The 11,642-nt window shown below is 70.5% G+C and carries 5 protein-coding genes and 1 tRNA gene; 5 read left to right on the top strand and 1 reads right to left on the bottom strand.

Annotated features, from left to right (window positions below; all coding sequences use genetic code 11):
* Positions 1-413: 413 nt before the first annotated feature.
* The 5 genes from topA (at position 414) to OHB13_RS20425 (ending at position 10,211) form a co-directional block, all read left to right on the top strand.
* Positions 414-3,260 (top strand): type I DNA topoisomerase, encoded by a 2,847-nt coding sequence (gene topA, locus OHB13_RS20405; RefSeq protein ID WP_328378058.1) that lies wholly within the window; start codon positions 414-416, stop codon positions 3,258-3,260.
* A gap of 324 nt (positions 3,261-3,584) precedes the next feature.
* A complete protein-coding gene (gene tmk / locus OHB13_RS20410) occupies positions 3,585-6,878 on the top strand; it encodes a dTMP kinase (RefSeq protein ID WP_328378059.1) in 3,294 nt (1,097 codons plus the stop codon).
* Positions 6,879-7,073: 195 nt separating this feature from the next.
* A complete protein-coding gene (locus OHB13_RS20415) occupies positions 7,074-8,285 on the top strand; it encodes a DNA polymerase III subunit delta' (protein WP_328378060.1) in 1,212 nt (403 codons plus the stop codon).
* Between the two features lie 186 nt (positions 8,286-8,471).
* A complete protein-coding gene (locus tag OHB13_RS20420; RefSeq protein ID WP_328378061.1) occupies positions 8,472-10,040 on the top strand; it encodes an alpha/beta hydrolase in 1,569 nt (522 codons plus the stop codon).
* A 97-nt stretch (positions 10,041-10,137) separates the two neighbouring features.
* Positions 10,138-10,211, top strand: a tRNA-Thr gene (locus OHB13_RS20425).
* A 158-nt stretch (positions 10,212-10,369) separates the two neighbouring features.
* Here the strand turns inward: OHB13_RS20425 and OHB13_RS20430 are convergent.
* A complete protein-coding gene (locus OHB13_RS20430; protein ID WP_328378062.1) occupies positions 10,370-11,587 on the bottom strand; it encodes an ROK family protein in 1,218 nt (405 codons plus the stop codon).
* Positions 11,588-11,642: the final 55 nt, after the last annotated feature.

Below are 11,642 nucleotides of genomic sequence, written 5' to 3' on the forward strand. Positions count from 1 at the left end.
ACGCCTCGGGGCACGCCTGGGTCACGCGTCGGGGGCTGCGGCCGAAACGGCCCCGCCTTCGTCGCCTCCGGTACGGCTCCGCATCGCCTCCTGCATCACCTCCCGTACGGGCTCCGGCGCCACCTCCGGTACTGGATCCGGAATCGGCCGTACCGGCGCATGGACGCACTTATCGCCCTACCCGCCGAGCCGCCGGAGGAACTCCACAACGGAGTCCTGAAGGGGGTCCTGGAGGGGTGTGAGGCAAGCCCCGGGGAGGGCACTGGGCCGATCCGGGCGGCAGAAATGCCGGTAGTCGGGTTACCGTTCCAGTGGCCGTTGCGGGCTTTTGCCGTTTGACACGGGGACGGGATGTACCGTCACACTCCGCAGCGAGCATGACCACCGAGTGCCGACCGGAGAGAAGAGCCACGTTGTCCCCGACCAGCGAGACCGCACACGGCGGCCGCCGACTCGTCATTGTCGAGTCGCCCGCCAAGGCGAAGACGATCAAGGGCTACCTCGGCCCGGGTTATGTCGTCGAGGCGAGCGTCGGGCACATCCGCGACCTGCCGAACGGTGCCGCTGAGGTACCGGACAAGTACACCGGCGAGGTGCGCCGCCTCGGAGTGGATGTCGACAACGACTTCCAGCCCATCTATGTCGTCAACGCCGACAAGAAGGCGCAGGTCAGGAAGCTCAAGGATCTCCTCGCGGAGTCCGATGAACTCTTCCTCGCCACCGATGAGGACCGCGAGGGCGAAGCCATCGCGTGGCACCTCCAGGAGGTCCTGAAGCCCAAGGTCCCGGTCCACCGGATGGTCTTCCACGAGATCACCAAGGAAGCGATCAGGGCCGCCGTCGCCAACCCGCGCGAGCTCAACAAGCGCATGGTCGACGCCCAGGAAACCCGCCGGATCCTCGACCGTCTCTACGGCTACGAGGTCTCCCCGGTCCTGTGGAAGAAGGTCATGCCGCGCCTCTCGGCCGGCCGCGTGCAGTCCGTCGCCACCCGCCTCGTGGTCGAGCGGGAACGCGAGCGCATCGCTTTCCGTTCTGCTGAGTACTGGGACCTGACCGGTACGTTCTCCACCGGCCGCCAGGGCGACGCCTCCGACCCGTCGACCCTCGTCGCCCGGCTGAATTCGGTGGACGGCCGCCGGGTCGCCCAGGGCCGTGACTTCAACTCCACGGGGCAGCTCAAGAGCGACGTCCTGCACCTGGACGAAGCCAATGCCCGCGCGCTCGCCGCCGCCCTGACCGACTCGGCCTTCGCGGTGCGCTCGGTCGAGTCCAAGCCGTACCGCCGCTCGCCGTACGCCCCGTTCCGTACGACGACCCTCCAGCAGGAGGCCAGCCGCAAGCTGGGCTTCGGCGCGAAGTCGACCATGCAGGTGGCCCAGAAGCTGTATGAGAACGGCTTCATCACCTATATGCGTACGGACTCCACGACCCTCTCGGACACCGCGATCGGCGCGGCCCGTGCCCAGGTCACGCAGCTGTACGGCAGCGACTACCTGCCGGACAAGCCGCGCACGTACGCCGGGAAGGTCAAGAACGCGCAGGAGGCGCACGAGGCGATCCGTCCCTCGGGTGACCGGTTCCGTACGCCTGCCGAGACCGGTCTCTCCGGTGACCAGTTCCGGCTGTACGAGCTGATCTGGAAGCGGACCGTCGCCTCCCAGATGAAGGACGCGGTCGGCAACTCCGTCACCGTGAAGATCGCGGGCACCTCGTCCGACGGCCGGGTCGCCGAGTTCTCGGCGTCCGGCAAGACGATCACCTTCCACGGCTTCATGAAGGCGTACGTCGAAGGTGCCGACGACCCGAACGCCGAGCTGGACGACCGCGAGCGCAGGCTGCCGCAGGTCGCCGAGGGCGACGCGCTCTCCGCCCAGGAGATGACCGTCGACGGCCACTCCACCAAGCCGCCGGCCCGCTACACCGAGGCGTCGCTGGTCAAGGAGCTGGAAGAGCGCGAGATCGGCCGTCCGTCGACCTACGCGTCGATCATCGGCACGATCCTCGACCGCGGCTACGTCTTCAAGAAGGGCACCGCGCTGGTCCCCTCCTTCCTCTCCTTCGCCGTGGTCAACCTGCTGGAGAAGCACTTCGGGCGGCTCGTCGACTACGACTTCACCGCACGGATGGAGGACGACCTCGACGGCATCGCGCGGGGCGAGGCCAAGTCCGTGCCGTGGCTGAAGCGGTTCTACTTCGGTGAGGGCGACGCGGGCGCGGCGGCCGCCGCCGGGAACGGCGACGGCGACCACCTCGGCGGGCTCAAGGAGCTCGTCACCGACCTGGGTGCCATCGACGCCCGGGAGATCTCGTCCTTCCCGGTCGGTGAGGGCATCGTGCTGCGCGTCGGCCGGTACGGCCCGTACATCGAGCGCGGTGAGAAGGACTCCGAGAACCATCAGCGCGCCGATGTCCCCGACGACATGGCGCCCGACGAGCTGACCGTCGAGTACGCCGAAGAGCTGCTCGCCAAGCCGAGCGGTGACTTCGAGCTGGGGGCCGACCCCGAGTCGGGCAACCAGATCGTGGCGAAGGACGGCCGCTACGGCCCCTATGTCACGGAGATCCTCCCCGAGGGCACCCCGAAGACCGGCAAGAACGCGGTGAAGCCGCGGACCGCCTCGCTCTTCAAGTCGATGTCCCTCGACACGGTCACGCTGGCCGAGGCGCTCAAGCTGATGTCGCTGCCCCGGGTGGTCGGCACGGACGCCGAGGGTGTCGAGATCACCGCGCAGAACGGCCGGTACGGCCCGTACCTCAAGAAGGGCACCGACTCGCGCTCCCTGGAGACCGAGGACCAGCTCTTCAACATCACGCTCGACGAGGCGCTGGCGATCTACGCCCAGCCCAAGCAGCGCGGGCGCGCCGCAGCCAAGCCGCCGCTCAAGGAGCTGGGCACGGACCCGGTCAGCGAGCGTCCTGTCGTCGTGAAGGACGGCCGGTTCGGCGCCTATGTCACGGACGGCGAGACGAACGCGACGCTGCGGACCGGCGACAGCGTCGAGGACATCACGCCCGAGCGGGGCTACGAACTGCTCGCCGAGAAGCGCGCCAAGGGCCCGGTGAAGAAGAAGACCGCCAAGAAGGCTCCGGCGAAGAAGACGGCGGCCAAGAAGACCACCACGGCCGCGAAGAAGACCGCCGCGAAGAAGACCACTGCGGACAAGACCACCGCGGCGGCGAAGAAGGCTCCTGCCAAGAAGGCGCCTGCCAAGAAGGCCACGCAGAAGACGGGCGCGACGTCCTCCGCCGACGAGTAGGAATCGCTGGAGGCCGGTGAGCCGTGTGGCACGGCCAGCTGTGGACTGCGGTGAGCTGCGATGAGCCGTGTGGCGTGGGTGAGCCATGCGCTGCCGTGAACTGTGTGACGTGTGACGCGGGTGATTCGTGTGCCGAGGTGAGCCGCGTGATTCGGTGAACCCGTGCGCCGTGCACCGGAGTCCGGGCTCATCGCAGTCCGGGTGGGCGGGAGCCCGGTGAAGCGAACGGCCGGTACGGCGCGTGCGGAATGGGCGCGGCGTACCGGCCGCCCAAATGTTCGGGGGGCCCGGCGGCGGTTTGACCCTTCCGGATAGGCTGGTCGGATGACGCGAGCCGAGCAGCCAACGGTCGTGAGCCCCACCTCCGACGAACTAGCCGCAGACTCACGCGAGCGTGCCGTTCGAGCCCTGTTGCGCATCCCCCCGCTCCGGCGGTTGTGGAGCGCCCAGCTCGTCGGCAATATCGGCGATGCCCTCGCCCTTCTCGTGCTGTTGCTTCTTTCGTTGCAGGCGGCGGTCTCGCAAGAATCCTTCGGGGGCGGGTACCGCGGTGCCGCCTTCGCCGTAGCAGCCGTATTCGGCGCGCGGGCCCTTGCCACCTTGCTCTTCGGCGCCGTACTGCTCGGCCCGGTGGCCGCGCTGACCGCGCCGAACGGGCCGCTCGACCGGCGCTGGACCATGATCGGCGCGGACGGCTTGCGGGTCGCGCTGCTGATCATCGCCCCGCTGTGGGTCAACTGGACCCCGGCCAACGCGCCTGCCGCGCTCCTGGCCACGGTCTTCGTGGCGGGCGTCGCCGAGCGCTTCTGGACGGTCGCCAAGGAGAGCACCGCGCCCGCGCTGCTGCCGAAGCCGCCGCCCGAGAGCGTGGCGGTGCGGGGCCTGCCCGACCACCTGGACGCGCTGCGCAGGCTCTCGCTGCGTACGGCCTTCCTCGCCATTCCTGCGGCCGCCGCCGCACTGCTGGTCGCCACGCTGATCAGCAAGCTGCTGGGATCGGGCATCGACTGGTTCTCACTGCACCAGGCCGCGCTCGGCTCCTATGCCGCGGCCGGTCTGTTCGCCGCGTCCGTTTCGACGCTGTACTTCCTCGAACTGCCCGACGGCCAGACGCCGCGCGCCCGTTCCCCGCTGGAGGGGCTGCGCCGTCCGGCGGGTGCCAACGGCCCCGACAAGGGCCGCACGGGCACGGTCCCGCTGCTCATCCTGGCGGCCGCCGCAGTCGCCGGAGCCATCGCTTCCGCCGTTGCCGTCGCCGTACTGGACGCCACCGACCTGGACGGCGGCCCGCTCGCCTTCGCGCTGCTCGTCCTCGTCCTGACCGCGGGCACGGCCGCCGGAATCCGTACGGCCCCCAAGACCCTCCCGGGTCTCTCCCGCCGCAGGCTGCTCGCCCTGGCGATCACCCTGACCGGTGTGGCGCTGCTGGTGATGGGCCTGGTCCCGGACACCGCGACCGTCGTACTGATCGCCGCAGTCGCCGGCTGGGCGGCGGGGGTTTCGGCGAACACCGCGCACACGCTGGTCGACCAGGAGACCGAGGACAGCAGGCGGGCCCGGACCACCGACCACCTCCAGGCGGTCGTACGGGTCGCTGTCGCGCTGGGCGCGATCGTGGCCCCGCTGGTCGCGGCCCTGATCGGTCCGCACCACCTCGGCAACGGCAGTTTCGTCTTCGCCCACGGCGGTGCCGCCTTCACGCTGATGCTGGTCGGGGCGTTGCTGCTGCCGGTGGCCGCGCTCGTCCTGGTCAAGGCGGACGACCGTACGGGCGTACCGCTGCGCCACGATCTGCGCGACGCGCTGCGCGGCGGCGCCGACCCGGTCCAGGCTCCCGCGGCGACCGGCTTCTTCCTCGCCTTCGAAGGCGGCGACGGGGCCGGAAAGTCCACCCAGGTCGAGGCGCTCGCGGAGTGGATCCGCGCCAAGGGCCACGAGGTCGTCGTCACCCGCGAACCGGGTGCGACACCGGTGGGCAAGCGGCTGCGCTCCATCCTGCTGGATGTCGCGTCGGCCGGTCTCTCCAACCGCGCGGAGGCGCTGCTGTACGCGGCCGACCGCGCCGAGCACGTCGACTCGGTCGTCCTGCCCGCCCTGGAGCGCGGCGCGATCGTCATCTCCGACCGCTACATCGACTCGTCGGTCGCCTATCAGGGCGCGGGCCGTGAACTGGCGCCGACCGAGATCGGCCGTATCAACCGCTGGGCGACCGGCGGCCTCGTACCGCATCTGACGGTGCTGCTCGATGTCTCCCCGGAGGCCGCACGTGAGCGCTTCACGGAGGCGCCCGACCGGCTGGAGTCGGAGCCCGCGGAGTTCCACCAGCGGGTGCGGTCCGGGTTCCTGACGCTCGCCGCCGCGGACCCCGGCCGGTATCTGGTGGTGGACGGGGCGCAGGAACCGGAAGCGATCACCACGGTCGTACGCCACCGTCTCGACCAGCTGCTCCCGCTCTCCGACGCCGAGATCAAGGCTCAGGCGGAGGCGCGGAAGGCCGCCGAGGAGGAGGCCCGCAGGAAGGCCGAGGAGGAAGCGGCCCGCAAGGCGGAGGAGGAGCGGCTGGAGCGCGAGCGCCAGGCGCAGCTCGCGAAGCTCCGGGCCGAGGAAGAGGAGCGCAAGCGCCGCGAACTCGAAGAGGCGCGGCGGCGCGAGGAGGAGCGCCAGGCCGAGGAAGCGCGCCGTCAGGCCGAGGAGGCCAGGCGGCTCGCCGAGGAGGAGCGGGCCCGCCGCGAAGCCGAGGAGCAGGCGCGGGAGCAGGAGCAGGAGCGGCTCCGTAAGCAGAAGGAAGAAGAGGCGCGGCTCCGCGCCGAGGCCGAGGAGCGCCGCAAGGAGAAGCAGCGCAAGGCCGAGCAGGCGCTGCTCCGGGCCGAGGAGGCCCGCAGGCAGGCCGAGGCGGAGGCCGCCGAGGCGGCGAAGGCGACAGCGGCGGCCGACAACGAGACGACCGTCGAGACGCCGGTGGTGGGCGCCAACGAGGTGACCCAGCCGGTCGCGGTGCACCCCACGCCGCCGGCGTCCGACGCGGACGAGACGAGGGTCATCCCGAAGATCGCGGAGACTCCTGGGGAATCCGGGACGTCTGGTGCTTCTGGTACGTCCGGCTCCTCTGGGTCTTCCGGCAGCTCCGGTACGTCCGGCTCTTCGGGCGGCTCGGGCTCTTCACGCGGTGAGCAGTCCGAGGGCTCCGCGCAGTCGGGAGGCTCTGGACGGTCCGCTCGGTCCGCCGGTCCTTCGTGGGCCGCGAGGCCGTCGGAGCCGGCGGACGGGTCCGCTTCCGGGGCCGGGGCCGGGGCCGCGGGCTCCACCGGGGACTCGGAGGAGACGACGGTACTGCCGCAGGCGCACCTGCACGGCGCCACCCCCGCGGACCGGGTCCCGCCCGGGTACTTCCGGGACGAGCACCCCGCGCAGCCGCACCAGTCGCCGCCGGAGAACGCGAACGAGCGCACCCGCGAGCTGCCGCAGATCGATCCGGACCGCCCGCGCCGCCGCTCGGACTGGGCGGAGGAGACTCCGCTGGACGATCTGCCCTCGCTGGCGGACGAACTGCTGGGCTCGGACCGTGAGGACGAGGACCACGACAACAGGGGCAGAGGCCGGGGCAAGGGCCGCAGCTGACTCACCCCGCGGGCCCGGAGGACACCACTGTCCTCCGGGCCCGCGGTGCTGTTGTCGGCCGCCGGAAGGCCGGAGGTCCGGTCCACGGGACGAGGACGGGACCGTACTGTCAGACCCCTGCGCCACAATGGAATCCGCACCACACCGGGGCAGGAACCGCGCAGCACCATAAGAAGTAGAGAGGGGGGCGACCGCATGCCCGTATGGGACGACCTCGTCGGCCAGGACCGCGTCCAGACGCAGCTCGCCGCCGCCGCCCGTGACGCCGACGCGCTCGTCACCGCCAACACCGAGGGCACCTCCACCGACGCCATGTCGAAGTCGACCATGACGCACGCCTGGCTCTTCACGGGCCCGCCCGGATCCGGCCGGTCCACCGCGGCCCGTGCCTTCGCGGCGGCCCTCCAGTGCGTCAGCCCGGACCGCGCGCTCGGTGGAGTCCCGGGCTGCGGCTTCTGCGAGGGCTGCCACACCGCCCTCGTCGGTACGCACGCGGATGTCGAGGTCGTCCGCACGGACCAGCTCTCCATCGGCGTGAAGGAGACCCGCGAGCTGGTTCGCCGTGCTCAGCTCTCGCCGGCGGTCGGCCGCTGGCAGGTCATCGTCATGGAGGACGCGGACCGCCTCACCGAGGGCGCGGGAAACGTACTGCTGAAGGCCGTCGAGGAGCCCGCCCCCCGTACGGTGTGGCTGCTCTGCGCGCCGTCCCTGGAGGACGTGCTGCCGACCATCCGCTCCCGCTGCCGCAATCTCACCCTCCGCACACCGCCCGTGGAGGCGGTGGCCGACATCCTGGTCAGACGGGACGGCATCGACCCTCAGGCGGCCATGGACGCGGCCCGTGCGACGCAGGGCCATATCGGCAGGGCGCGCCGCCTCGCCACCGACGAGCGCGCCCGGGCCCGGCGCGCCGCAGTGCTCAGGATGCCGCTGCGTGTCGAGGAGATCGGCGGCTGTCTGAAGTCGGCGCAGGAGCTGATCGACGCCGCGACCGAGGATGCCAAGGAGGTCGCGGAGGGGACGGACACCAAGGAGACCGAGGATCTGAAGGCGGCGCTCGGTGCGTCGGCCGGCGGGCGGATGCCCCGGGGCACGGCGGGGGCGATGAAGGAACTGGCCGACCGGCAGAAGCGCCGCTCGACCCGTACCCAGCGCGACACGCTCGACCTCGCGCTGACCGATCTGACCGGCTTCTACCGGGACGTGCTGGCGCTCCAGCTGCGCTCCAAGGTGGCCATCGCCAACGAGGACGTCAGGGACTCGCTGGACCGGATCGCGCTGAGTTCCAGCCCGGAGAGCACCCTGCGCCGGATCGAGGCAATCACCGCCTGCCGCCAGGCACTCGACCGGAACGTGGCACCGCTGCTGGCAGTCGAGGCGATGGCGGTGTCACTGCGCGCGGGCTGACGGACGCGCGGGCTGACGGGCTGACGGACGGGCGGCATGACACGGGCCGACCCGGCCGAGACAGGCAGGGCCGACCCGGCCGAGACGGGCAGAGCTGCCCGGTCGGAACGGTCTGCGCGGGTTGACGGCTCACTCGTACGGGCCGGAAAAGAGGGGCTTCGGCTGGGGCCGGACTACGCTCCGGGAATGGACTTCAGGCGTCTGCTCTCCGCTCCGGCCACCGTGCTGGCCATGGCCGGTCTGCTTGTTTCGGGCTGTTCGTCGGGGGGCTCGGCCCCCACCGCGTCGCAGGCCGGGGCCTCGGCGTCCGGCGCGGGTCCGGCCGGGGCTGCGACGTCCGCACCGTCGGTGGATCTGACCAAGTACTACGACCAGAAGCTGACGTGGCGCTCCTGCGGTGCCCCCGGGTTCCAGTGCTCCACGATGAAGGTGCCGCTCGACTACACCAAGTCCTCGGACGGCGACATCAAGCTTGCCGTCTCCCGGAAGAAGGCCACCGGCCCCGGAAAGCGGATCGGCTCCCTGCTGGTCAACCCGGGCGGGCCGGGCGGCTCGGCGATCGACTACCTCCAGGGGTACGCGGGAATCGGCTACCCCGCGTCCGTCCGTGCCCGCTACGACATGGTGGCCATGGACCCGCGCGGGGTGGCCCGCAGCCAGCCCGTCGAATGTCTTACGGGCAAGCAGATGGACTCCTACACGGAGGTCGACCAGACCCCGGACAACTCGGGGGAGACCAAGAAGCTCACCACGTCGCTCAAGGACTTCGCGCAGGGCTGCGAGAAGCACTCGGCCAAGATCCTTCCGCATGTGTCCACGGTCGACGCCGCCCGGGACATGGACATCCTGCGCGGAATCCTCGGGGACAAGAAGCTGAACTACGTGGGCGCCTCATACGGCACCTTCCTCGGCGCGACGTACGCGGGACTCTTCCCGAAGCGGGTGGGCCGGCTGGTCCTGGACGGTGCGATGGACCCGTCGCTGACGTCGCTGCAGATGAACCGCGACCAGACCGCAGGCTTCGAGACCGCCTTCAAGTCCTTTGCGGCCGACTGCATCAAACACAAGGACTGCCCGCTGGGCACCACATCCGTCGCTGACGCCTCACACCGGCTGGAGGCCTTCTTCCAGCGCCTGGACGCCAAACCGGTGCCCACCGGCCAGAGCCGCAAACTGGGGGAGTCGCTCGCCACGACCGGCGTGATCTCGGCCATGTACGACCAGACGTCCTGGCCCCAGCTGCGCACCGCGCTCACCCACGCGATGGCCGGCGACGGCGCGGGCCTGCTCGCCCTGTCCGACTCGTACTACGAGCGCGACAGCAAGGGCAAGTACGCGAACCTGATGTTCGCCAACGCCGCCGTGAACTGCCTGGACCTGCCCCCCGCCTTCCATGACCCCGCAGCCGTCACCAAGGCGCTCCCGTCCTTCGAGAAGGCGTCCCCGGTCTTCGGCAGGGGCTTCGCCTGGGCCGCCCTGAACTGCTCGTACTGGCCGCTCCACGCCACCGGCACCGCCCACCGCATCACGGCGAAGGGCGCGGCCCCGATCGTGGTGGTCGGCACGATCCGCGACCCGGCGACCCCGTACAAGTGGGCGAAGGCCCTGGCTGCCCAGCTCGACTCCGGCACGCTGCTCACCTACGACGGCGACGGCCACACCGCGTACGGCCGCGGCAGCACCTGCATCGACACGGCGATCAACAAGTACCTCCTGGACGGCACGCCGCCGAAGAACGGCAAGAAGTGCTCCTGACCTGCACGGAGTGGCCCAGCCGGGGGCTGTCCGGAGCACCCCCGGAAACTGTGTAGACTTGGCGTCGCTGCTGACCGCACCATGGTCAGGACGGCGTGCCGCCTTAGCTCAGTTGGCCAGAGCAACGCACTCGTAATGCGTAGGTCTCGGGTTCGAATCCCGAAGGCGGCCCAGCGAAACCCCAGGACTCACTCGCCGTGACCTGGGGTTTTGTGCTTTCCAAGAACAATTCGCGGCAACTGGACGCCGCTTCCGGGGTGCTGTGGTCGCCGCTGGTGGCCACGCGTTCGAGGAACGGCTCCCACTGGATCTCGAAGCCGTTGTCGAACTCATCCGGCCGTGAACGCGTTCCGTCCGCTGGTGACGTGAGCGTGATGGGTGGCGGTGGTGAACATCTGCGCGAGTACGGTGTAGGCGGCGCCACGGGCATGCGTGGAGGGGTCCGTCGCTGTCAGTTCCAGGTCGGGGGCGGGTGTGTTGTCGTGCTCGTACTGCCGGTGGAACACCTTCTCCACGTGGGTGGTGAGTGCGGGCATGTTCATCTCCTGGGTGAAGGCGACCACCACGTGTTCGGGACCGAACATCTTGGAAGAGTTGGCCATGGCGATGCCGAGACGGTCGGCTGCTTCGGTGACGAGGCCGTCGTCACGCTCGGCCAAGCCGTCGCCCGGCCGGCCGCGCCGTTCGAGTTCGCGCTGTATGCCCCAGTGACTCGACCAGGTTTCGAGGCAGTCCAGTGCACCGCAGTGGCACGGGCGTTCGGCGCCCGCGCCGACGCGGGAGTGGGCGAACCCGCCGGCCGCGCCGTTGAAGCCGCGGTGGATGCGTCCCTGCACCACCACTGAGGCCCCCAGGCTCGTTCCGACGCTGAACACCAGCAGGTCGCGTCCGGCGAGGCGGCCGTCGAAGAGCAGCAGGCCCGATGCCACGCAGTTGACGTAGCTGTCGATGGCGACGGGAGCCTCCAGCAGAGACGTCAACTGTGCCTGGAACGGGACGTCGTCCCAGCCGAGCGAACCGCTGTGCCGTACGGCGCCTCCCGCGTGGTCCACCACGCCCGAGACGGCGATGCCCACACCGATGAGCGTCGCGGAGGCCCGGCCTGCCTTTGCTGCGCGCACGGCCCGGGCTACGGCCTTGCCGACGTCGTCCGGGTCGGTGGACGTGAGCGGCTCCTGGTGCGAGGCGACCACTTCGCCGCGCAGATTGACCATCAGTACGAACGCGTCCGAGTCCGACAGCCGCACACCGGCGGCGACCACCGCGTCACTGCCCAGGTCGAGCAGGCGGGCCGGCCGGCCTCCGGTGCCCCGGACGACGTCCGTCTCGATGAGCAGCCCCGCGCGCAGCAGCTTGGAGGTGATCCCGGTGACGGTGGCCGGACTGAGTCCGGTGGTGGTCGCGATGTTCGCCCTCGCCACCGGACGTTGCGCGCGCACGACATCGAGGACCAGTGCCTCGTTGATCTCGCGGATCAGGGCTTTGCTCCCGGCGCGCGGCTTCGTCGCGGGCGGGCCCTCGGGATCAGGGGAGCTGGACGACGGCATGAAAACAGGCCTCCTCAACGGCAACAGGGCTCCATTGTAGTTCTTTCGGTCATTG

This window comes from Streptomyces sp. NBC_00440 (assembly GCF_036014215.1).
In the GTDB taxonomy this organism is placed as follows: domain Bacteria; phylum Actinomycetota; class Actinomycetes; order Streptomycetales; family Streptomycetaceae; genus Streptomyces.